The organism is Flavobacterium sp. 1 (assembly GCF_002797935.1).
Lineage (GTDB): Bacteria > Bacteroidota > Bacteroidia > Flavobacteriales > Flavobacteriaceae > Flavobacterium.
This window is the reverse complement of record NZ_PGER01000001.1, coordinates 23,940-47,676: the sequence shown is the minus strand read 5'-3', so window position 1 is coordinate 47,676 and position 23,737 is coordinate 23,940. Positions and strand designations below refer to the sequence as shown.

At 33.8% G+C, this 23,737-nt stretch carries 22 protein-coding genes and 1 tRNA gene; 12 read left to right on the top strand and 11 right to left on the bottom strand.

Annotation, left to right across the window (positions count from 1 at the left end; genetic code table 11):
• Positions 1-55 precede the first annotated feature (55 nt).
• The gene (locus tag CLU83_RS00220; protein ID WP_100429760.1) at positions 56-2,476 is read right to left on the bottom strand and encodes a carboxypeptidase-like regulatory domain-containing protein; all 2,421 of its coding nucleotides are present in this window, start codon (positions 2,474-2,476) and stop codon (positions 56-58) included.
• Positions 2,477-2,529: 53 nt separating this feature from the next.
• On the bottom strand, positions 2,530-4,224 hold the full coding sequence (locus CLU83_RS00215) for a M23 family metallopeptidase (RefSeq protein ID WP_100429759.1): 1,695 nt from the start codon (positions 4,222-4,224) through the stop codon (positions 2,530-2,532).
• A 477-nt stretch (positions 4,225-4,701) separates the two neighbouring features.
• Here CLU83_RS00215 and CLU83_RS00210 point away from each other — a divergent pair, with 477 nt between their 5' ends.
• From CLU83_RS00210 to rny, 3 genes are all read left to right on the top strand, one after another.
• Positions 4,702-4,992 carry a hypothetical protein gene (locus CLU83_RS00210; RefSeq protein WP_100429758.1) on the top strand — a complete coding sequence of 97 codons (291 nt, stop codon included), beginning with the start codon at positions 4,702-4,704 and terminating at the stop codon, positions 4,990-4,992.
• A gap of 10 nt (positions 4,993-5,002) precedes the next feature.
• The gene (locus CLU83_RS00205; protein WP_100429757.1) at positions 5,003-5,296 is read left to right on the top strand and encodes a cell division protein ZapA; all 294 of its coding nucleotides are present in this window, start codon (positions 5,003-5,005) and stop codon (positions 5,294-5,296) included.
• Positions 5,297-5,503: 207 nt separating this feature from the next.
• Complete coding sequence (gene rny / locus CLU83_RS00200) at positions 5,504-7,066, top strand: ribonuclease Y (RefSeq protein ID WP_100429756.1); 1,563 nt, start codon at positions 5,504-5,506, stop codon at positions 7,064-7,066.
• 124 nt (positions 7,067-7,190) lie between these two features.
• On the opposite strand, the gene CLU83_RS00195 is transcribed toward rny, so the two are convergent.
• The 3 genes from CLU83_RS00195 to CLU83_RS00185 form a co-directional block, all read right to left on the bottom strand.
• Positions 7,191-8,693 (bottom strand): PAS domain-containing protein, encoded by a 1,503-nt coding sequence (locus CLU83_RS00195; RefSeq protein WP_100429755.1) that lies wholly within the window; start codon positions 8,691-8,693, stop codon positions 7,191-7,193.
• 84 nt (positions 8,694-8,777) lie between these two features.
• A complete protein-coding gene (xerD, locus tag CLU83_RS00190; protein ID WP_100429754.1) occupies positions 8,778-9,674 on the bottom strand; it encodes a site-specific tyrosine recombinase XerD in 897 nt (298 codons plus the stop codon).
• A 77-nt stretch (positions 9,675-9,751) separates the two neighbouring features.
• On the bottom strand, positions 9,752-10,354 hold the full coding sequence (locus CLU83_RS00185; RefSeq protein WP_157801956.1) for an outer membrane beta-barrel protein: 603 nt from the start codon (positions 10,352-10,354) through the stop codon (positions 9,752-9,754).
• Positions 10,355-10,608: 254 nt separating this feature from the next.
• Here CLU83_RS00185 and aroQ point away from each other — a divergent pair, with 254 nt between their 5' ends.
• Positions 10,609-11,022, top strand: a complete 414-nt coding sequence (gene aroQ / locus CLU83_RS00180) for a type II 3-dehydroquinate dehydratase (protein ID WP_100429752.1) — start codon at positions 10,609-10,611, stop codon at positions 11,020-11,022.
• 84 nt (positions 11,023-11,106) lie between these two features.
• Positions 11,107-13,581, top strand: coding sequence for a DUF5686 and carboxypeptidase regulatory-like domain-containing protein (locus CLU83_RS00175; RefSeq protein ID WP_100429751.1), 2,475 nt, complete (start codon positions 11,107-11,109; stop codon positions 13,579-13,581).
• Between the two features lie 283 nt (positions 13,582-13,864).
• Here CLU83_RS00175 and CLU83_RS00170 read toward each other — a convergent pair whose 3' ends face one another.
• The 4 genes from CLU83_RS00170 to CLU83_RS00155 form a co-directional block, all read right to left on the bottom strand.
• Positions 13,865-14,731 carry a cation diffusion facilitator family transporter gene (locus CLU83_RS00170; protein WP_100429750.1) on the bottom strand — a complete coding sequence of 289 codons (867 nt, stop codon included), beginning with the start codon at positions 14,729-14,731 and terminating at the stop codon, positions 13,865-13,867.
• A 121-nt stretch (positions 14,732-14,852) separates the two neighbouring features.
• Positions 14,853-16,169 carry a UDP-N-acetylglucosamine 1-carboxyvinyltransferase gene (gene murA, locus CLU83_RS00165; protein WP_100429749.1) on the bottom strand — a complete coding sequence of 439 codons (1,317 nt, stop codon included), beginning with the start codon at positions 16,167-16,169 and terminating at the stop codon, positions 14,853-14,855.
• 130 nt (positions 16,170-16,299) lie between these two features.
• Positions 16,300-17,007 carry a DUF4290 domain-containing protein gene (locus tag CLU83_RS00160; RefSeq protein WP_100429748.1) on the bottom strand — a complete coding sequence of 236 codons (708 nt, stop codon included), beginning with the start codon at positions 17,005-17,007 and terminating at the stop codon, positions 16,300-16,302.
• 2 nt (positions 17,008-17,009) lie between these two features.
• Positions 17,010-17,306: a DUF493 family protein gene (locus CLU83_RS00155; protein ID WP_100429747.1), complete on the bottom strand. Its 297-nt coding sequence runs from the start codon at positions 17,304-17,306 to the stop codon at positions 17,010-17,012.
• An 82-nt stretch (positions 17,307-17,388) separates the two neighbouring features.
• Between CLU83_RS00155 and CLU83_RS21965 the strand changes: the two genes are divergently transcribed.
• From CLU83_RS21965 to CLU83_RS00130, 6 genes are all read left to right on the top strand, one after another.
• The gene (locus CLU83_RS21965) at positions 17,389-17,565 is read left to right on the top strand and encodes a hypothetical protein (RefSeq protein WP_157801955.1); all 177 of its coding nucleotides are present in this window, start codon (positions 17,389-17,391) and stop codon (positions 17,563-17,565) included.
• 61 nt (positions 17,566-17,626) lie between these two features.
• Positions 17,627-18,160 (top strand): AAA family ATPase, encoded by a 534-nt coding sequence (locus CLU83_RS00150; RefSeq protein WP_100429746.1) that lies wholly within the window; start codon positions 17,627-17,629, stop codon positions 18,158-18,160.
• A 52-nt stretch (positions 18,161-18,212) separates the two neighbouring features.
• Entirely contained in the window at positions 18,213-20,108 is a 1,896-nt protein-coding gene (locus CLU83_RS00145) for an ATP-dependent DNA helicase RecQ (protein ID WP_100429745.1), read from the top strand.
• Positions 20,108-21,055 (top strand): methionyl-tRNA formyltransferase, encoded by a 948-nt coding sequence (gene fmt / locus CLU83_RS00140; RefSeq protein ID WP_100429744.1) that lies wholly within the window; start codon positions 20,108-20,110, stop codon positions 21,053-21,055. Before CLU83_RS00145 ends, fmt begins: the two co-directional genes overlap by 1 nt.
• A gap of 180 nt (positions 21,056-21,235) precedes the next feature.
• Positions 21,236-21,508, top strand: a complete 273-nt coding sequence (locus tag CLU83_RS00135) for an HU family DNA-binding protein (RefSeq protein ID WP_077375548.1) — start codon at positions 21,236-21,238, stop codon at positions 21,506-21,508.
• Positions 21,509-21,636: 128 nt separating this feature from the next.
• Entirely contained in the window at positions 21,637-22,197 is a 561-nt protein-coding gene (locus CLU83_RS00130; RefSeq protein WP_100429743.1) for a YqgE/AlgH family protein, read from the top strand.
• Here the strand turns inward: CLU83_RS00130 and CLU83_RS00125 are convergent.
• Both CLU83_RS00125 and CLU83_RS00120 read right to left on the bottom strand, forming a co-directional pair.
• Positions 22,189-23,028, bottom strand: coding sequence for an aminotransferase class IV (locus CLU83_RS00125; protein WP_100429742.1), 840 nt, complete (start codon positions 23,026-23,028; stop codon positions 22,189-22,191). The two genes, CLU83_RS00130 and CLU83_RS00125, sit on opposite strands and share 9 nt — an antisense overlap.
• A gap of 65 nt (positions 23,029-23,093) precedes the next feature.
• A complete protein-coding gene (locus CLU83_RS00120; protein WP_100429741.1) occupies positions 23,094-23,486 on the bottom strand; it encodes an START-like domain-containing protein in 393 nt (130 codons plus the stop codon).
• 152 nt (positions 23,487-23,638) lie between these two features.
• On the opposite strand from CLU83_RS00120, the gene CLU83_RS00115 reads away from it, so the two are divergent.
• A tRNA-Met gene (locus tag CLU83_RS00115) sits at positions 23,639-23,712 on the top strand.
• Positions 23,713-23,737: the final 25 nt, after the last annotated feature.

Genomic DNA, 23,737 nt, shown 5'->3' with positions numbered 1-23,737 from the left:
AAATATGCAACAGTTTTATTCATTCTAACAGTATCCAATACTATCTTTAAAAAAACTATAACCTCGCACTTAACTTCAAATTAAAGACTCGAGTCGTCATATAATTAGGAATAGCATATTCTGTTTTGGTATACACATCCCGAACCCAAGTATTAGTTATTGCATTTTGATTATTAAAAAGGTTGAAAATTTCGAAACCTAAAGATAATTCCTTTAAACTTTTTAAGAACTTCTTAGTAGCTATTCCTGCTTTTTGATCAATAAAGACTTTAGAGAAACCAACATCTACCCTGCGATAATCATTCAATCGATTTTGGTATAAATACGGATCTGCATACGATGGCGATCCTCCTGGTAATCCTGTGTTATACACCAAATTCAAATACAATTTCAAACTTGGAATCTTTGGCATATAGTCCTGAAACAAAAGACCAAACTTCAATCGTTGATCCGTTGGTCTGGAAATATACCCTTTGTTATCGATATTCTCTTCAGTTTTTAAATAACCAAAACTAATCCAAGAATCGGTACTAGGAACAAATTCTCCATTAAGCCGAACATCTAGCCCTTGTACATACGCAACAGCATTATTATTTGCCGCATATCTAATTCTGACATTGTCTACTGTGTAAGGATTTACGTCTGTCATTGTTTTATAATAGGCTTCGGTAACTAATTTAAAAGGGCGTTCCTTCAACTTGAAACTATATTCATTCCCTAAAACAACGTTAAGCGATTTTTGTGCTTTGGTATCTGGCAGAACCACACCATCATAATCCCGTAATTCTCTATAAAATGGAGGTTGATTATAAAGACCTATGGTAAATCTAAAAAGCATTTCTTTTTTCCAATCTGGCTTTATGGCAAATTGAGCTCTTGGGCTAAAAACCGTTTGAATCTTACCGTTCAAATTGTCTCCAGAAACTTCCCAGCTTTGCATTCGAGCACCTAAATTATACCATATTTGGTTTGTTCCCAAATTATCTTTTCGGCTCCATTGTGCATAAGCCGAAAATCGATCAATATCAGTAAAATTGGTGGCTCTTACAGACTGATATGGAATTAATAATCCGGAATAAGATTGATAAGGTTCGTCGTTTTTAGGCAATACAATTGGTGGTCTTATTGAAAACCCCGCTGAATCAATCATTTCCCATTCTGAAATTCGATCCCGAATAGATTCCCTAGTATATTTAACACCCCATTCGATTTGATTTTCTTTCCAATTATTTATGCCTTTTATTTCTAAATTAGCAATTAAAGCATCCAAATCGTTACGAGCATGATTGAGTTGAGAACCAATTCCTCTTGAAAACTGAATATCTCCATACGTATCAGAACCAATATTAGTATCTACTTCACCTAATCTATATTGTGCATAAATATCAAAATATTCCTGTTCGATAGTATGGAAAACAGATCCGATAAATTTCAAAGAAAAAGAATCATTCACCTGATACGTCGTTTTTAAAGCGCCAAAGTAGGTATTATACAAATCTTTCTCTTTACCTTCATAATAAACAGCAAGCGCCATAGGCTCATCAACCGTGCCAAAATTGGTTTTACGTGTAAGCGGTTCGTATAAATACTTGTTTTGGGAAATGTTCCCTAAAAAACTCCATTGCCATTTGGCAGAAGCTCGATAATTGATATTGGTTTGTATATCTGCAAAAGTTGGCGTATAATTTGTTTGAGTTTCTTGACTATCGACAAGAAGGCTATTGTTTCTATATCTAATTCCAGTAATTGCAGACCACTTCTTGTCTTTAGAGACTAAATCAAGAGCAAGACTTCCTCCTAAAAAACTCATTTCGAGCGATGCTCCAAATTGTGTTGGATTTCTATAGGTAATATCCAAAACGGAAGACATTTTATCGCCGTATTTTGCTTGAAAACCTCCTGCCGAAAAATCAATATTCTGAACTAAATCAGTATTCACAAAACTCAATCCCTCTTGTTGTCCTGAGCGAATCAAAAAAGGACGATACACTTCGACTTCATTAACGTAAACCAAATTTTCGTCATAATTTCCGCCTCGAACACTGTACTGAGTGCTTAGTTCATTATTAGAATTGACTCCTGGTAATGTTTTCAAAACATTTTCAATACCAGCATTGGCACCAGGAATAAACCGAATGTCTTTGGCTTCAAAAGTTAGAATCCCTTGAACCGTTTTTTTATTATTATTAATGACAACCTCCCCCATCTGTTCGGCCTGGTCATTCATGTACATATTAAACACATATACTTCATTGGGTTGCAGAGAAACTTTAAGGCTGGCTTTTTTTAAAGAAACATGAGTAAACTCAACTGTAACATTTTGATTGGATGGAATAGCAATCTGATAAAATCCTTTATCGTTAGTTTGAGTACCAGTATTGGCGCAAATCACATTTACGCCTTCAACAGGAACGTTTTTTTTGTCCAAAATAACTCCTTTAACAAAAGCCGTTTGAGCAAATGATGTTATTCCCATCGACAAAAAAATAAAACAGCACAGGGATTTAAAAATATTCAATTGGTTTGTTTTTATTGTTTTTGATTTCTTAGAAAATGAGTTTCAAAGGTAGCAGAATTACCTACATTATCAACGACCACTACTTTTAATTCATTATCGCCCTCTGCAGCAATTCCGTCACTAAAATTATAGGTCAAAAGATTGGTTTTATTATCATATTCCATTAAAATCCATTTTTCATTCAGATAGCCGTTATAGGATTGTATTCCAGACAAACCATCCGAAATACGAACTTGAAGAATCATTTGAGTATCCAATCTTTTGCCTTCAATAGATTTTGGAACAGTAATCGCTGGAGCAATCGTATCCAAAACCAATCTATACTGACCTAACGTTTTAACTCTCGTTTCATAAACATTATTCTTTTCGCGGGTAGAATTATAACTTACCCCACTACCTGATATTCTGCCTATAAAAACTTTATCCTTTTTATCAGCATAACTGTCATTCTCCATTGATACCGTAAAATTAGTATGCGCTGGAACAGTATCATCATGCACCGTCAATACATTATTTTTTACATCAAAATTTAAATCAAAGTCATTATAGAATGTCCCTGCTGGAAAAAAAACAGAACATTTATCTTTTTCAAAAAAACAGTCTTTTGACGCTTTCACAACATAATTTGCTACAAGAGGCTCTTTTTCGATTATTGTAGAGAGAGAATCATATTCAACCGGAATGGCAATTGCCGTTTTATTTCCATAAAAATCTGAAACTTCCAAACGGCAGACGTTAGCCAAATTTGGAGTCACAGTAATAATGCCATTAGATTCATCCGTCTTTATAATGCTTAAATTATAAGGAGGATCCATGAACAGCTTCTGAATCCTTTGACTTGTTTTTTTATAAAATGAATAATCGATTAACGCATTTACATAACGCATTTCGTCAAAAGCATAGGTATTGAATTGGTATCCGAAAACAGATTTTCCGTTATTAAACAAATCCACATTGAAAACACCATTTTTATTAAACGACACATCATCATAATCGAAAGCTGTAATCCCAAAACCAATCTTCCCGTTAGCAACCACTTTATCTGCCAAATAAGTTCCGTCTTTTTGCAAGGATAAATTAATTGGTATGCGCCGTTGAGAATGATTTACAGTAGTTTTAGCATCCAAAGGATACACGTATAAATTAGATACCATTGGTTTTTTGGTGTCCTGCATCAAAGCGTCAAATCCAAAAAACATTGGATTGATTATCTTCTCCGTTTTGGTATCTCTAAATTCGAAATGCAAATGCGGTCCTTCAGAAGCCCCTGTATTTCCGGAAAGAGCAATCAGCTGTCCTTTTTTAACAGGCATCTGATTGGGTTTAAAATACATTTCAATTTCAAAAGACTTCTCTTTGTAATGCGTATATTTTATAAAACTTTCAATCGAATCGGTGGCTTTCTGCAAATGCCCATATACCGAGGTGAAACCATTTGGATGATCAATATAAATCGTTTTCCCATTACCGAAAGTAGAAATTTTAATCCTTGACACATATCCATCTGCAACTGCATACACGTTCAATCCTTCTTTTTGAAGGGTTTTCATGTCAAAACCGGCATGAAAATGGTTGGGTCTCAATTCTCCAAAATTCCCTGACAACTTCACTGGAATATCAAGAGGCGAACGAAAATAGTCTTTAGGATACCCAACTTGAGCAAAAACAGCTGTAGTGAATAGTAACAAAAAAAAGGAAAGTTTCATATACGGTTTTATATCATTTTTTATCGGTCATCTGGAATTAACTCCCATTTTATAATTTTACACAAAACTATATTTGATTTTCACAATCAACTTGCATTTATGCACATTTCCTGTAATTCATTTTTGCTAAGATAAAAAAAGCAAGCAAAACCCACAAATCTGAGTGCGCATATTAATTTTTGGAGCAACATCATAAGGCATTTTCAGTAATATGGTACCTGCTCTACACTATATCTTTCCTTTTTTAAAGAAAAAAAGGAAAGGATGCCGTTACGATCAGGGCTCAAAGACAAACATTAGGCATTTTTGCGAACAACTCCATTTACAATCGAACACTGATCAAAGACAAAAAAGATAAAAATACAACAAACTGATTTCTAGATAATTGATTATTTTAACGTAAAAAAATCAATAAAATATTGTAATAATAAAAAGGAATACTAACTTTGTAAGATTAAGTAATGAATAGGAATTATAATGAGTGTGATTGCAGAAATAATTGATACTCTTGAAAATAAGATTGGAAAACTTTTTCTAAAAATACAAAGTTTAGAGAAAAACAATCAAGATTTACGTTTAGAGTTAAAAAATGCTGCAGTGTTAACACAAAATCAATCCAAAGAGATTGAAGTGCTAAAAACACAATTAGAAACACTCAAAATAACCAATGCATTATTAGGCAGTGACGACAATAAAAGAGATACAAAGCTTAAAATAAATTCAATAATTCGTGAAATTGATTACTGCATAGCCCAGCTATCAGATTAATAAAAGACACATGGACGAAAAGCTTAAAATTAAAATATCAATTGCAGACAGAGTTTACCCGTTAACGGTAGATTTCTCTCAGGAAGAAGGACTAAGAAGTGCTTCTAAAAAAATTGATGCGATGATTAGGCAATTTGAAGAAAATTATGCTGTAAGAGACAAACAGGATGTATTGGCCATGTGCGCATTACAATTTGCTTCTCAAGCGGAACAAAAACAGATTGACAATGCTATAAATGGTGATGAAACCATTGAAAGACTAAACAAAATCAATTTGATTTTAGACGAATATCTCGAAAATTAAACGTTCTTTACAAAGACTAAGATACTGCCTACATTAGTTCATATTGGTAAACTCAACACTAACAATTTAGAATGAGCAAATCATCACTACTAAAGCATGCCACGCTTCGGCGAGGAAACTTGAACAGTGAGTTAGCTCAAAACTTGTCTTTTCGAGTTTATACAACTTCTGATGTAGGCTTTTTTTATATATAAATTTTTAATAAACATGGACATCATAACAATAATTATTTCAGGAATTACGGGTATTGCACTAGGATTTGGCATCGCAAAAATCATCGAAAAAAGCAATATCTCTAATTTGATTAAAAGTGCTAAAAAAGAAGCAACATCTATACTAAAAGATGCCAATCTTGAAGCTGAGAACATTAAAAAAGATAAAATTCTTCAAGCAAAAGAAAAATTCATCGAATTAAAAGCGGAGCACGAACAAGTAATTCTAGCCAGAGACAAGAAAGTAGCGGAAGTAGAAAAAAGAATTCGTGACAAAGAATCTCAGATTTCAAATGAATTATCAAAAGCTAAAAAAGTTAACGACGATTTTGAAGCAAAAACTGCAGAATACACCTCAAAAATTGAAAATTTAGAGAAAAAACAGCAAGAGGTTGACAAGCTACACAAAAGCCAGTTACAGCAACTGGAGGTTATCTCTGGATTATCTGCTGATGAAGCCAAAGAACAACTTGTTGAAGGTTTAAAAGCTGAAGCAAAAAGTAAAGCGATGTCTCATATTCAAGATACTATTGAAGAGGCAAAATTAACTGCACAACAGGAAGCCAAAAAAATCATCATCAATACAATTCAAAGAGTTGGAACTGAAGAAGCAGTCGAAAACTGCGTATCGGTTTTCAACATTGAATCAGATGATGTAAAAGGAAGAATCATTGGACGTGAAGGAAGAAATATCAGAGCACTTGAAGCAGCAACTGGAGTTGAGATTATTGTCGATGATACTCCGGAAGCGATTATTCTTTCCTGTTTTGATCCTGTACGCAGAGAAATTGCGCGTTTGGCATTACACAAATTAGTTACAGACGGACGTATTCACCCAGCACGAATCGAAGAAGTAGTTGCCAAAACAACTAAACAAATTGATGACGAAATCATCGAAGTAGGAAAACGTACTGTAATTGATTTAGGAATTCACGGATTACACCCAGAATTAATAAAAGTAGTCGGCAGAATGAAATACCGTTCTTCATACGGACAAAATTTATTGCAGCACTCGCGCGAAGTTTCTAAACTTTGCGGTATTATGGCTGCCGAATTAGGATTGAATGTTAAGCTTGCCAAAAGAGCTGGATTACTTCACGATATTGGTAAAGTGCCAGATGCAGAAAGTGATTTGCCACACGCATTATTAGGAATGCAGTGGGCGGAGAAATATGGCGAGAAAGAAGAAGTTTGCAACGCTATTGGAGCTCATCACGACGAGATAGAAATGAAATCATTATTATCGCCTATTGTACAGGTATGTGATGCGATTTCGGGTGCAAGACCTGGTGCAAGAAGACAAGTTTTGGACTCTTACATTCAGCGTTTAAAAGACCTTGAAGAAGTGGCATACGGTTTCAGCGGCGTGAAAAATGCTTATGCAATTCAAGCTGGTAGAGAACTTCGCGTAATTGTAGAAAGCGAAAAAGTATCTGATGACAACGCAGCTAATTTATCTTTTGAAATCTCTCAAAAAATTCAAACTGAAATGACTTACCCTGGACAAGTTAAAGTTACTGTAATCAGAGAAACCAGAGCGGTGAATATTGCAAAATAAAAACACAACCTTTCTTTATAAGAAAGATTTAAATACTAAAAATCCAAATTCCGATTAATAAATTGGAATTTGGATTTTTTTCATTTAGCGTAAAATTTCTAAAAAAAATAATCAGTAAAGAGTATTATTCCTTTTTAAAATAAACCTTGAAAGTTGTTCCAAAATTAAGAGTGCTTTCCACCTCAATTTTACCGCCCATATTCTCAATCTGATTTTTGGTTAGATACAAACCGACTCCTCTGGCATCATTGTTTCTATGAAATGTTTTATATAATCCAAAAATAGAATCTTTGTGTTTTTCTAAATCAATTCCCAATCCGTTGTCTTTTACATTCAAAATTACAAAATCATCATTCGGCTCAGTAGTAAAGACAATTTTTGCCTCTTTATTTGGATCTGAATATTTGATTGCATTAGTCAATAAGTTCAGCATAATACTCTCTAAGTAAGCAGGTATACAAAGTATTTTTACCGAATTAGGAACATAATTCAACACCTGAATTCCTTTTAACTTAATAGACTCATGCAGCACATCTAAAACTTTATCAATAAAGCTATTGATTTTTAAAAGCTGCATATTATTCTCTCTCTCCGTATAAACACTAACCAAATCATTCAAGCTTTCAATCGTAGAAAACAGCTCATCGGATACAATTTGAATATTACCCAGTGTGTCCGATTCTGACAAAAGAGCTTCTTTGTGCAAATCCAATAATGACTTAATATTACCGCTATGCGTTCTTAAATTATGAGAAACAATATGAGCAAAATTAAGCAGCTTATTATTTTGGACATTTACAATTTCGAGCATCTTAGCCAACTCAATCTCTTTCTCCTTTTGCTCTGAAATATCGGTATGAGTCCCAACAATACGCAAAGGCTTCCCTTCTTCGTCTCTTTCTATAACTTTTCCTCTGTCCAGAATCCATTTGTATTTTCCTGAACACAAGACCCGATGGCAGGTTTCATAGAAAGGGATTTTATTATCAAAATGCAGATTGATATTTCCATAATATTCTTCACGGTCATCAGGATGAACCCTTTCGTCCCATTCTTCCGGAGCAGCAACTAAATCAGACTCTGTTAGTTCCAATATCTTCATCGACTCTGAAGAATAATACACTTTATTGGTAGTTAAGTCCCAATCCCAAACTCCTCTATCCGAAGCTTGTACAGCAAAATGATACCTTTCATCAGCCACTTTTAACCTAATTTCCTGTTCTTTTACTATCGTTATATCCGAAATTAATCCATAAAAAACTATTTCGTTATGATCATTCTTTTTAGGTGTTGCGTCAATACGAATCCATTTATATCCGCTTTCAGGCATCAGCAATCTGAAATCAATCTCCCATTTTTCATTGCTCGAAATAGCCCTTTCGTATGAATCCAAAAACATTTTTAAATCTGGTTCATAAATTTTATAATTGGACAAATTATAAGAATCCTCCAGAAATTCTTGTATCGAAAATTCATCAAGAATTTCAATTGGCTTGCTCAAAAAATCGACTGTAATCTGTTTAAGAGAATTTACCCTTATCTGAAAAATTATATTCGGCAGCTGTTTTATCAGGCTTTCGTATAATTTATTTAAATCTTCGGGGTTTTTATTGGCTGTAAAAATCATGATTTCGATACTTCTTTATGCATTAACAAAAATATTGAAACTTAAACAGATATTATTACAAAATGTTACAATTATTACAAAAAATCACTTTCTTGGATGATAAGCATTAATAACCTCTGTTAAATATTTTCTGTCCAAATGAACATAAATCTCGGTCGTAGTAATAGATTCATGACCAAGCATTAATTGTATGGAACGCAAATCGGCTCCATTTTCTAACAGATGCGTAGCAAATGAATGCCGGAATGTATGCGGGCTAATTTTTTTATTCAAATTGATTTTTACAGCCAAATCCTTAATGATTGTAAAAATCATCGCTCGTGTCAACTGCTTTCCCCTTCTGTTCAAAAATAAAGTATCGTCAAATCCTTTTTGAATATTCAGATGAACTCTCACTTCTTTTTTATAAATCTCAATATATTTTTGAGTCAAATCTCCAACAGGAACAAAACGCTGCTTATTTCCTTTTCCAGTAATTTTAATAAACCCTTCTTCAAAAAATAAATCGGATATTTTTAAGGAAACCAATTCAGAAACCCGTAATCCGCAGCCGTATAAAGTTTCCAGCAAAGCCCGATTGCGTTCCCCTTCATTCGAACTCAAATCAATTGCCGAAATAAGCGCATCAATTTCCTCTAGAGCCAAAGTATCGGGCAGTTTACGCCCAGTTTTTGGAGATTCTATTAATTCCAAAGGATTATCATTTCTAAAATCCTCAAATATTAAGTAAGAAAAAAAACTTTTCAAACCAGAAATTATCCTCGCCTGCGATCTCGGATTTACTTCTTTGGAGACTGAGTAAATAAATTGTTGTAATGTTTCTTCATTAATAGCGATAGGAGAAACCTGAATTGAATTTTGAGATAAAAACGAACATAAACGTTCAATATCGAAAGAATAATTGTCAATGGTATTTTTAGACAAACCTCTTTCAATCTTAAGATACGACTGATAACTCTTTAAATACGATTCCCAATTCATAATGACAAAGTAAAGACTTTTTGGCGCATAAAAAAACCTCCCGAATTAGGAGGTTTGTATTATCAATAGAATTTAAACTACCATTTGTACAACAATCCAAATTTTGGCTGAGCAAAAATATTGTTAAACAAATTGATATTAATTACCAAATCACTAGTATTATCTCCATTTTCTGGACTAGTATTATTATAACTCAACACTTCAGCCAGAGTAAATGTGGCGGCCCATTTTGGAGTAAAGAAATAATTAATTCCTAAATCAATGTTCGCTTTTATGCCATTATTAACATTAGAAGAACCATTTAAATAATTTAATTCCGAATGGTTATAACCTAATCCAGCTTCACCATAAGCCTTAAAATTTCCTAAATTCAAGAAATAATATCTTGCAAATCCTCCAATCCCAAACGAATCTGATTTGTCAAGATTATTACTATTTGGCAAATAAGACACTGAGGCATAATTAATATCTGCACCTATTGCCCACTTCTCATCCAAAAAAAAACCAACTTTTGGAGTCATTGCAAAATAATCATCACTGCTGTCTCCTGTTGTTAAACTAATGCCGCCTTCAATCCACATATTGCCTTTCGAAAAAGTAGCTTTAGGCATTACTGTCTCTTGAGCATCCACAAAATTAATAGCAAATACTGTTACTAATAATAAAAGAATCTTTTTCATTTTTTTGTTTTGTTTGTTAATACGAAGATAAATGTACGAAAAAACAACAATTATTGTATTGACAAAAACATCATTTAACAATAACTCACATCATCTAAAAAATTAATCTTTCAAAAAAAACCAACAATTTAAAACAAAGGAAAGTTTTGCGTAACAAAAACATATAAACCCGCTGAATTTTCAAGAACTATAGATTTTTTTCAAATAGCATTCAAATTCAGCGGGGATTATTTATTTTTACAAAAACTAAAATTATGAAAATTGCCATCCTTAATGGTCCAAACTTAAATTTACTTGGAAAAAGAGAGCCTGAAATTTATGGTTCCCAAACATTTGAAGACTATTTTGAAATTTTAAAAAACAAATTCCCTCAATTAGAATTAATCTATTACCAAAGCAATATTGAAGGAGAATTAATTGGTAAAATACAGGAATTAGGATTTAACTATGACGGAATAATTCTTAATGCAGGTGCTTATACTCACACTTCTGTCGGTATTGGTGATGCTATAAAAGCGGTTACAACTCCAGTAGTCGAAGTTCACATATCAAACACTTATGGACGTGAAAGCTTCAGGCATCAATCCTATATTTCTGGAAATGCTAAAGGAGTCATTTTAGGTTTTGGATTAAAAAGCTATGATTTGGCCATTCAGTCTTTTTTGTAATACTTTTATATAAATTTTAACAGAAACCGCTCAATATTCATGTAACAGACATACAAAAAAGCGTCAAACATAAAATTCAAATTTATGAAAAACGCTTTTTTGTACTTTTTACTATTACTGTCCATTCAGGCAACTGCCCAAATAAAAGGCACCGTCACCGATGAAAAAGGAAATCCGCTGCCACTTATTAACGTTTTTGAAGAAAACACCTATAACGGAACAACCACAAACGAGCAGGGAAAATATCAGCTTCATTTAAAATCTTCTGGCAAGAATAAAATTGTTTTCCAATATTTGGGTTTTAAAACTCAAAAAATAGAAATTCCAGCAGATAAATCAGCATTTCCTTTGGATGTAAAAATGATTGAAGAAAGCTATTCGCTTAATGAAGTAGTTATTAATACAAAGGACAATCCAGCAAATACCATCATAAAAAAAGCAATTGCCAGCAAAAAAGAAAATACGAACAAAACGTCACGATTTAAAGCTGATTTTTATTCCCGAGGGATTTTTAAACTGAAAAATGCTCCTAAAAAAATATTTGGGCAGAAAATAGGCGATATGAATGGTGCTTTAGATTCTACTGGAACTGGCATTATATCTTTGTCTGAAACATTTTCTAAAATTGTTTATGAAAAACCAAACAATTTGAAAGAAGTTGTTACGGCTTCAAAAGTAAGCGGGGACAACAAAGGATATGCTTACAATACCGCAAGATCTTCTTTTTATGATTTTTATGATAATACTATCCGTTTTGGCATCAATATGATTTCGCCAATAGCTGATAATGCATTCAACTATTATAAATATAAATTGGAAAGCACTTTTGTCGATGAAAACAATCAAACAATCAATAAAATAAAAATTATTGCCAAAAGAGATAAAGAACCGGTTTTTGAAGGTTACATCTATATTGTAGATGATTCGTGGGCTATTTATGCCATAGATTTAGACATAAAAGGCTACCGAATGAAAGAAGACGTTATTGATGTCATGACATTGAAACAAAATTTCAGCTACAATAAAAACAGTAAAATTTGGACTAAAAATACGCAAAGCCTTGAATTTAATGCGGGGATATTTGGAATCAAATTCAACGGTAAATACACTTACGTTTACAACAATTATGAATTTGTTGATTCCTTTGACAAAAAAACATTCACTAACGAGATTACGACAGTCGATATAAATTCGAATAAAAAAGATACAGTTTTCTGGAATGCAAACAGACCCATCCCGCTAACAAGCGAAGAAATCACCGATTATGTAAGGAAAGACAGCATTCATAAAGTCCGCAACTCTCCAAAATACTTAGATTCAATTGATAAAAAAGGGAACAAGTTTAAATTCTTTGACCCTATCACTGGCTACACCTACAGAAGCAGTTCAAAAAAATATTCTTTAGGATATAAAGGATTACTTGACCTCAGCTCGTTAAGTTTCAATACCGTACAGGGATGGAACTTTGATACTGGTTTCTCCTATTCTAACTGGAAGCAGGAAGAAAAAGGAAGGCGGACTAGCGTAGATTTGAAAATCAATTATGGTTTTTCTGATGATCGTCTTCGAGTTAGCGGGAAATACTGGCACCAATTCAACAATCAAAATTATGCAAATATAAAAGTTGCCGGAGGAAGCACAGTGAAGCAGTTCAATCGGGACGAACCCATAAGCCCATTTATAAACTCTATCAGTACTTTATTTTTTAAGGACAATTACATGAAATTATACAATTTGGAATTTGCCGAAATCGAGTATGGTCAAGATGTTGCAAATGGCGTTAATCTTAAAGGAAAAATTGATTATGAGCAACGAAAACCGTTATTCAACACGGCCGATTATACTTTTATCAAAAATGACGATGACTATTTTTCAAATAATCCCTTAGATCCAAATGACTATACAAACTCTGGGTTCGAAAAACACAGTTTGGCTAAATTGAATTTGACTGCCAAAATAAATTTCGGTAATAAATATGCTTCAAGACCTGACGGAAAATACAATATTAGAAGCAATAAATACCCCACATTATACTTAGGACTTGAGAAAGGATTTGCCGGAACCGAGAAAAAATATGAATTTACCAATATCAATACACAACTAAAATACAGCCATACTTTCGGGAACAAAGGAGATTTTGGACTGAACCTAAAAGCTGGGAAATTCTTTAATGCCGAAAATATTGCTTTTATGGATTACCAGCATTTCAACGGAAATCAAACTTATGCTGGGCTATCCGGAAATTATTTGAATGTGTTTAATTTATTGCCTTACTATACAAACAGCACCAACAACAGTTATTTTGAGTTCCACACGGAGCACAATGACAGAGGATTTATAATGAACAAAATCCCTTTACTGAACCTGCTTAAATCAAACTTAGTTTTGGGCTATCATTTACTGGCAGTACCAAATACCAATCCCTATTCAGAGTACAGCGTAGGCTTGGACAATCTCGGTTTTGGAAAATTAAAAATGTTCCGCATCGATTATGTCCGTTCCTATCAAAACGGATTCCAAAATGAGGGTGTAATTGTTGGAATAAAATTCGGAAATTAGATTAAAAACCACTTAATTCATATGGGCGTGCCCCTCTATCTCGTCCCAAAAGACGAGACTACGGGTCGGGCTTTCCGTTCCCGCTTTTTTTCTTTTTCAATTGCCTCGGGTTTAAACCCGAGGCAATTGAAAAAGAAAAAGAGCTCCACTATAATCCCTCACGCGAGCAAGTGCAAGCCAACAAAATTAGTATAAATTAAGTAATTCAAAATCAAAGCAACAATAAACAAAACCAATACTTTTAAAAATTATATTGGTTTTGTTTTTTTAAACTAAAATCTACTTAATTAGGCTCAATATGTATTAAAACATGACCCAATTCAGGGATTTCCTCCCGCAAAGTATCCTTGAGTTTATGAGACAAATCGTGGCCTTCTTTTACCGATATATCCCCATTTACCCGTGCATGAAGATCCACATGGTATTTCATTCCTGCTTTACGGATAAAACATTTTTCGGTATCGATAATTCCATCAACCTGATGAGAAACCTGCCTGATTTCTTCAACCAAATCATCATATAAATGTTCATCCATGATTTCGCCCAGTGCCGGTCTAAAAATCAGATAACTATTATAAAGTATAAAAACCGATGCAAACAACGCTGCCCAATCATCGGCTGATTCATATCCTTTTCCGAAAAATAATGCGATCGAAATCCCAATAAAAGCGGCAATCGAAGTCAGCGCATCACTCCTATGATGCCAAGCATCAGCTTTTAGAGACGAACTATTGGTTTCTTTACTCCTTTTCATCACCAACCGAAACGAATACTCTTTCCAAAGAATAATTGCACCAAGTACAAAAAGGGTCCATGGTTTTGGCAATCCGTGTGGCGTTTGAATATTCATTATGCTTTCATAACCTATAATTGTAGCCGAAGTAATCAAAAAACCAACAACCAAAAATGTTATTAATGGCTCGGCTCTTCCATGTCCATAGGGATGATTGTCATCTGCAGGCCTATTGGAATATTTTATGCCAAATAGCACCAGCAGAGAAGCGAAAATATCCGTTGTTGATTCTATAGCATCTGCAACTAAGGCATAGGAATTTCCGAAAAAACCAGCCAGCCCTTTTATAAGAGCCAAAGAAGTATTTCCAATTATGCTAAAATAAGTCGCCTTTATCGCTTTTTCTTCGTTAGACATATTTTATCTTTTTTATTGTAAACACTATTTAGTTTATAATTTACCGCAAATAAATTTTGAACTAAACAGTATAAAAAAACGCTTAATTTTATTTAAGCGTTTTTTAAAATATTATAATTCTTTATTGTTTCTCTCGAACTATTTTAGCTCCAATTGCTCTTAGTCGTTCGTCTATGCGTTCGTATCCTCGATCAATTTGCTCAATATTTTGAATAGTACTGGTTCCTTTTGCAGAAAGCGCTGCAATCAATAATGATATTCCTGCACGAATATCTGGAGAAGACATTGTAGTTGCTTTCAGTACTGATTTAAAATCATGCCCAATAACAACAGCTCTATGCGGATCACACAACATGATTTTTGCTCCCATGTCAATCAGTTTATCAACGAAGAATAAACGGCTTTCAAACATTTTTTGGTGTATCAAAACATCTCCTTTGGCTTGAGTAGCGACTACCAAAACGATGCTCAATAAATCGGGTGTAAATCCAGGCCAAGGCGCATCAGCAATTGTAAGAATCGAGCCGTCGATATCTGTTTTTACTTCATAACCGTCTTTATGTTCCGGAATATAAATATCATCTCCTCTTTTTTCAAGAGTAATTCCTAATTTTCTAAAAACATTTGGAATAACTCCAAGATTTTCCCAGCTCACGTCCTTAATAGTGATTTCGCTTCTAGTCATAGCAGCTAAACCAATCCAAGAACCGATTTCGATCATATCCGGCAAAATTCTATGCTCACAGCCTCCTAATTTTTCAACTCCTTCAATTGTCAATAAATTAGATCCAACACCTGTAATTTTGGCTCCCATCGAATTCAGCATTTTACAAAGCTGCTGCAGGTAAGGCTCGCAAGCGGCATTGTAAACTGTTGTTCTTCCTTTGGCTAAAACAGCTGCCATCACAATATTGGCAGTTCCTGTTACAGATGCTTCATCAAGTAACATATCGGCACCAGTAAGTCCATTTGGAGCTTCTACTCCATAAAAATGATCTTCTCTATTGTATCTAAATTTTGCTCCAAGATTGATAAATCCTTCAAAATGGGTATCCAAACGTCTACGCCCAATTTTATCTCCTCCCGGTTTCGGAATATATCCTTTTCCAAAACGAGCCAAAAGCGGTCCAACAATCATAATAGAACCGCGAAGCGAACCACCTTCTTTCTTGAAAGCTTCCGTTTCTAAGTATCCAACATTTACTTCATCACATTGAAAAGTATAAGAACCATGTCCTAGTTTTTCTATTTTAACTCCCAAATTCCCCAACAGCGTTATCAGTTTATTGATATCGATAATATCCGGGATATTGTTGATTGTTACTTTTTCTGGAGTTAAAAGTACTGCACACAAAATTTGCAATGCTTCATTTTTGGCACCTTGCGGTATTACTTCTCCTTTTAAACGTGTTCCTCCTTCAATTTTGAAAACTTCCATGCTTTTGATTTAAGATTCTTTGACTTGCAGATTCTAAGTTTCTAAAATTCTAGACTCCCAAGACATTGAACTAAAAGTTCCTATAAATCTTAGAAACTTAGGATCTCAGCGTCTTAGCTTCTTTTTTTATTTACTTTTTTTGAAACGGTTTTGGTTTTCCGTTTTTATTATTCTTGTTGCTTTGAATTTTTGGCTGTCCTGCAACACCTATTTTATTAGAAACCCTTTTATTGGTTCTTAGCAAATCGGTAGTGTTTAATAATTCTTCTGAACTTTGCAGTAAATTCAGCTTCCCGTCTGATAACTCAAAAAGATGTTCGAAAATCACATCGTCTTTTACGGTATCTTTATTCCAGCTCAAATAAGATTTTTTCATGTGATTGGCAATTACTTTTACCAATGCACTTTTCATTTCACCTTCCTCCCATTTGTTGGCTACATCTATCATATATTTGATATTGTTACCATAATACCTGTATTTCGGAAAATTTTGCGGGTACTTTAAAACATCCGGCTTAAGCTGCAGTACTTCTCTTGAAGGAATTGGGTAAGGAGAATCGGCTGTTAATTTAAAATCAGACATGATAAAAAGCTGATCCCAAAGCTTATGCTGAAAATCGGGTACGTCACGCAAATGAGGATTCAAGCTTCCCATTACCTGAATAATGTATTTTGCCGCTTTGTTCCGTTTTTCATCATCTTCAATAATAGTAGCCTGCTCGATCAGTTTTTGCAAATGACGGCCGTACTCTGGAATGATTAAATGTTCTCTTTCGGAATTGTATTCCAGGTTGAAAACTACATCATTCGCATTTTCTTTTTTATATTTTTCGATCATAATTATAAGGAAACTATACCTTCTATTGTGGATAATTCTTGGTACTTATCTATTATTTCTTGAGAATCTTTAACCGTTACATCTACTGAAATACTGGTGAATTTCCCGGTTTTGGATTTTGTTGTTTTGATTACAGCTCCCATACAGTTGAAGGCATTTTCCACTTTTAGGATATTGTCCTCATTTGTAGGCACTATAAATTTAAACAAATATAGCGCTGGCCAAGAATTACTATTGTCTAATTCGGCCTTAAGTCTTTCATAAAACTCAGCAGTCTTTTTTTCGTTGTCGTCGCTCATTCCTAAATAAAAATAAACGCAAATATACGTTTTAGATTTTAGATTTTATGATAAAGAATATATAACTTATCTTTTTGACACTATGTTTCCAAAAAAACACCATGACTCCAGCCTAGCCCTGATGGAAGCGGCATCTCCCGATTTAGAAAAACAAGGCTTTTTTGCCGCAGTTATTCTAAATCGGGAATACAGCGGACAGCAGGAATCCTATTTCCTGAAAAGCCTTTTGTTTCGCTCCTTATTATTTGCTCATAATTAGTCCTAAATAAAGGTTTCAAATACAAATAAGTTTGAGTATTTTTGCCGCTTAATTACAGAAAGTGCAGAAAGAAATTATTGTTATCATTGGAGGTCCTGGTACGGGGAAAAGTTCTATCATTAATGGTTTGGTTGCTAAAGGTTATTGCTGTTATCCTGAAATTTCTCGTGAAGTTACACTTGAAGCTCAAAAACGAGGCATTGAGCAATTGTTTCTGGAAGATCCTTTATTGTTTAGCCAAATGTTGCTTGACGGCAGAATTAAGCAATACAATAACGCCCAAAATGAACCTCATCAATGGGTATTTATTGACCGTGGAATCCCTGATGTTGTAGCCTACTTAGATTATATAGGTGATGATTACCCTAATCATTTTATTGATGCCTGTAAGGAAAATGCGTATACTAAAATTTTCATTCTTCCCCCTTGGGAAGAGATTTATGAAAGTGACAGTGAGCGTTACGAGAACTTTGACCAGGCAAAAACGATATACAAACACCTAACAAAAACATACACTAATTACGGTTACGACTTAATTGAAGTGCCAAAAGATAGTATTGATAACCGAATTCTTTTTATATTAGATAAAATTTAGCAATTTATTGAATTTCAATATTGTAAATTAGTAAGAATCTAAACTAGAAATAATGCCAACAGCATTAGCAATTCTTCAGAAATATTGGCAGCACGATACCTTCAGGTCGTTACAAAACGAAGTTATTGATTCTGTTTTGGGTGGTCATGATACTTTTGCATTGATGCCAACGGGAGGCGGGAAATCGATTTGTTTTCAGGTGCCAGCTCTTATGAATGAAGGAATCTGTTTGGTCATTTCGCCTTTGGTCGCGCTGATGAAAGACCAAGTGGCTAATCTGCAGCAACGCGGTATCAAAGCTATTGCTCTCACCGGAGGCATCAAGACTGAAGAGATTATTGATTTATTGGATAATTGCCAATTTGGGAGTTATAAATTCCTATATGTTTCTCCCGAGCGCCTGCAATCGGATTGGATTCTGGACCGAATAAAAAACCTCCCAATAAACCTGATAACCATTGATGAAGCGCATTGTGTTTCGCAGTGGGGACATGATTTTCGTCCAGCTTATTTGAAAATTTCGGCATTAAAAAACCATTTCCCAAAAGTTCCTTTTTTGGCTCTGACAGCAACGGCAACTCCTCAAGTAAAAGAAGATATAATCACTGAATTAGGAATGCAAAATCCTGTTCAGTTTGAAAAATCTTTTGCCAGAAAGAATATCGCTTATATGGTTTTTGAGGTGGAAGACAGACTTTTTCGAATTGAACAGATTCTCAAAAAAAATCCCCAGCCTTCTATTATTTATGTTCGAAATCGGAAAGCCTGTTTGGAAATTTCTTCTCAATTACAAACTTTAGGATTTCGGGCTACATATTATCACGGCGGACTTACCTCCAGAGAAAAAGATAAAAACATGCAGCTCTGGATGGAAGAAAAAGCGCAGGTTATTGTCGCCACGAATGCTTTTGGAATGGGAATTGACAAGCCCAATGTCAAAACAGTAATTCACATTCAGCTGCCCGAAAACATAGAAAACTATTATCAGGAAGCGGGACGTTCCGGCAGAAACGGAGAGAAAGCTTTCGCAATTTTGCTAACCAGCCCTACGGACATTATTCAGACCGAAAATCAATTTATAAAAGTTTTGCCGGACAAAGCATTTTTGACAACTGTGTACATTAAACTTTGCAACTATTTTCAAATAGCTTATGGAGAAGGAATAAACGAAGAATTTATGTTTAATTTGAATCATTTTTGTCATAAATACGATTTTCCAACGTTAAAAACGTTTAATGCAATGCGATTTTTGGACGGACAGGGAGTTATAACTTTATCTCAAGAATTTTCAGAAAAAATTACGTTACAATTTATAATCCCGTCTAAAGAAGTTATTCGATACACCAGCTTGAATCCAAATGATGAGGAGATTATTTTGACTATCCTGAGAACGTATCCTGGCGTTTATGAAATGCAGACTGCTTTTAATTTACCCTTGATTACCAAAAAATCAAACCATTCGGAGGCAGAAATACTTGCCGTTTTACATAAATTAAAAGACAAAGAAATTATTGAATACCATTCGAAAAACAATGATGCTGTTCTAATTTTTAATGAAATTCGGGAAGATGAAAGGACGATTAATAAAATTTCGAAACATTTGGTTCGGCAAAATGAACTCAAAAAAGAACAATTACAATCGGTATTAAAATATGCAGCAGATAAAAACACCTGCAAAAGCAAAATGATTTTAGACTATTTTGGAGAAAAAGCAACTGCTGATTGTGGGATCTGCTCTTACTGCATCACACAAACAAAACCAAAAAAAGATTTTATTGCTCTTTCTAAAAAAATTATAGCCTTATTGCAAAATGAAGACCTAAGCTCGAGAGAAATTCAAAACAAAACCAAAAATACTGCAGACGATGTTATCTTTGTATTACAGCAATTATTAGAAGATGATTTTTTAATAATTCAAAAAAACAACAAATACACTTTAAAAACCTGATGGAAAAATTAAGAATCATATTTATGGGAACTCCAGAATTTGCAGTTGGAATTCTAGACACCCTAATCAAAAACAATTATGAAGTAGCTGGCGTAATCACTGCTGCAGACAAACCAGCCGGCCGAGGACAGAAAATAAAATATTCGGCTGTAAAAGAATATGCTTTAGAAAATAATTTACACTTATTACAGCCAACAAATTTAAAGGACGAGGCTTTTCTTGAAGAATTAAAATCATTAAATGCCAATTTACAAATCGTAGTTGCATTTAGAATGCTGCCAAAAGCGGTATGGGAAATGCCTGCTCTGGGAACATTTAATCTGCACGCTTCATTGCTTCCTAATTATAGAGGAGCGGCACCAATAAATTGGGCAATAATTAATGGAGAAACGAAAACTGGTGTTACCACTTTTTTTATTGATGACAAAATAGATACTGGCGCAATGATTTTAAGCAGTGAGACAGCGATCGACAATACCGAAAATGCCGGACAGCTTCACGACCGCTTGATGCATTTGGGATGTGACACTGTTATTGATACTTTGAAATTGATTGAAAACGGCAAAGTAACAACAACTATTCAAAATGACACTTCAGACATCAAAACCGCTTATAAGCTAAATAAGGAGAACTGCAAAATTGACTGGTCAAAATCTAAAACAGACATCCACAACCTTATAAGAGGATTAAGCCCTTATCCTGCTGCTTGGTGCTATTTTGGAGACAAGGATCAAGAATGGAATGTAAAAATATATGAGGCCAAAGCAATTTTAGAAAAGCACAATCATGAAATTGGCACTCTAATCTACACTAAAAAAGAAATGAAAATTGCAGCGGATGAAGGCTTTATTCAAATATTAAGTTTACAATTTCCCGGAAAAAAGAAAATGACAACTGCTGAATTATTAAACGGTATTACTTTTTCGGAAAGTGCAAAAGCGTATTAATGTCAATAAAAACAAGGGTTAGAGGGTGTTTATTTCAGAATTTTATCTTACTTTATGAACAATAAAAGCAAGTTATTAACAAAACACGCTAATTTTGTATAAAACATTTGCATACACCGTATTTCCTGCTAATTTTGTTCTATTAACAATTATTTTAACCAACAATTAACATCCATTATTATGAACAAATCAGAATTAATCGACGCTATCGCTGCAGATGCAGGAATTACTAAAGCCGCTGCAAAATTAGCGCTTGAATCATTTTTAGGAAATGTAGGTGGTACTTTGAAAAAAGGTGGTAAAGTATCTTTAGTAGGATTTGGATCTTGGTCTGTATCTTCAAGAGCAGCAAGAGACGGAAGAAATCCTCAAACTGGAAAAACCATTCAAATCGCTGCAAAGAATGTTGTAAAATTCAAAGCTGGAGCAGATTTAGAAGGAGCTGTAAACTAATTTATAGTTTATTTTATATAATTAAACCTTCCAATTGGAGGGTTTTTTTGTGCTTTTAAACGAATATGACTCAAAAAATTTGGTTATTCTATTTAATTTTCCTTAAATTTAATTAAAAATATAGCCTTATGATTTCAGAAAAATTAAAAAAAGGGTATTTACTTATTGCTGAACCATCAATAATAGGAGATTTGTCATTTAATAGATCTGTAATCCTATTAGCAGATCACAATCAAGATGGTTCGGTAGGCTTCATTATGAACAAACCGCTGAAATATACAATCAATGATTTGATTCCAGAAATTAATGCTAATTTCAAAATATTCAATGGTGGTCCTGTAGAACAAGACAATTTGTACTTCATTCATAATATTCCAAAATTAATACCCAACAGCATTGAGATATCCAATGGAATCTATTGGGGAGGAGACTTTGATTCTACCAAAGACCTCATCAATAGCGGTCAAATCAAAAAAGAAAACATCCGTTTCTTTTTGGGTTACACAGGATGGGAAGAACACCAGCTTGAAAATGAAATGAAAGCTAATTCTTGGATTATTACAAAAAACAGTTACGAGAATAAAATAATCGGAAAATCTACGCTTCATTTCTGGAAAGAACAAATCATGGAATTAGGAGGTGAATACCTTATTTGGTCCAATGCTCCCGAAAATCCCTATTTAAACTAAACCCAAACTTTTATTTAGTGCTACCACTAAAGTTTTGGAAATTTCTATCGAAAATTCTTTTTTTCTGTATTTTGTAATCGGCTGTATCCCTTTAATAACATTAGTCACAAACAATTCATCCGCTTTTTGAAGGTCAAATGGAGAAATTATTTCTTCGGCTGTTTCAATACCTTCCATCTTTTTGGCCAATTCTAAAACCTGCTTTCTCATCACGCCATTCAAACATCCTTCTGACACAGGAGGAGTAATTAATTTATTGCCATTAAGCATAAAAATATTGCCCTGTAATACTTCAACAACATTTTTGGTATCGTTTAGTAAAACACAATTATTCAGCCCGTTTTCGTTAGCGTAAATACTTCCTGTTATATTTATCAAACGATTAGTTGTTTTAATCGAAGATAATAGCTGTCTGGTGATATAGAAATCTTTATACAAATCAACCTCATATTCCTCCTCATTAAGCGAATATTCCTTGTTTTCGAGTGACATAGCCTTTATCAAAAAAGAAACTTCATTATTTTGCGGTAAATAATACCCTCCATCATTTCTATAAACCGTAATTCGCGCTCTAGCTGATGAGGCAATTTTATTATTTTTGACCAGCGAAAGAATTTGCTCTTCCAGATATTCTAAAGTAAAATTCATTGGAATTTCCATTCGGATCACACGCATGGAAGACATTAACCGAAAGTAATGATCTTCTAAAAACAGGATTTTTTCGTTTACAATTTTCACAGTTTCAAAAACCGCATCACCATATAAAAACCCTCTATTTTGCACTAAAACATTTGCATCTTCAGATACAATTGCACCATTAAAATTTATCATACTATTTTTCAAAAAAAAGTCACGCCAAAAAGCGTGACAAATATAAGTTATAATATACAATTCTGCTATACTGAACCTATAACATGTTTTAGATCTGAAATTTGATTTTCCCACAATTGAGTAGCTTCATCAATTTCTTCTTTACTAGCAAAATCGACAACCATTAAGGAAACGTCTTTGGTTAATTCGTCCACTAAAATATTCAATTCAAAAAAATATTCTGTATCCTTATTATTCTCGTCTACCCATTTAAATTTTACTTTTTCACCAGATTTTTTTGATGCCAGTCTTGCTTTTTCCTGCGAATCATTCCAAATAAAAGTAAAAAACTCACCACGAGAATTTACATTATCTGCAAACCATTCAGATAGGCCTGAAGGTGTTGAAATATATTGATACAACAATTGGGGGGAAGAATTTATGGGGAATTCGATTTCGTAACGCACTTTTAAATTCATTGAATACAGTTTTTATTTGCGAAATATATAGATTATTACTCCAAAAAAAAAACCTTTTCAAAAAAATTTTTTTTTATTACTTTTTGCTTGGAAACTCTAATTATTGTTTTATATTTGCACCCGCATTCAGGGATAGGAAATATCCAGAATATGGCGAGGTAGCTCAGTTGGTTAGAGCGCAGGATTCATAACCCTGAGGTCACGGGTTCAACTCCCGTCTTCGCTACTTGACGGGATAAAGAAGATAAATC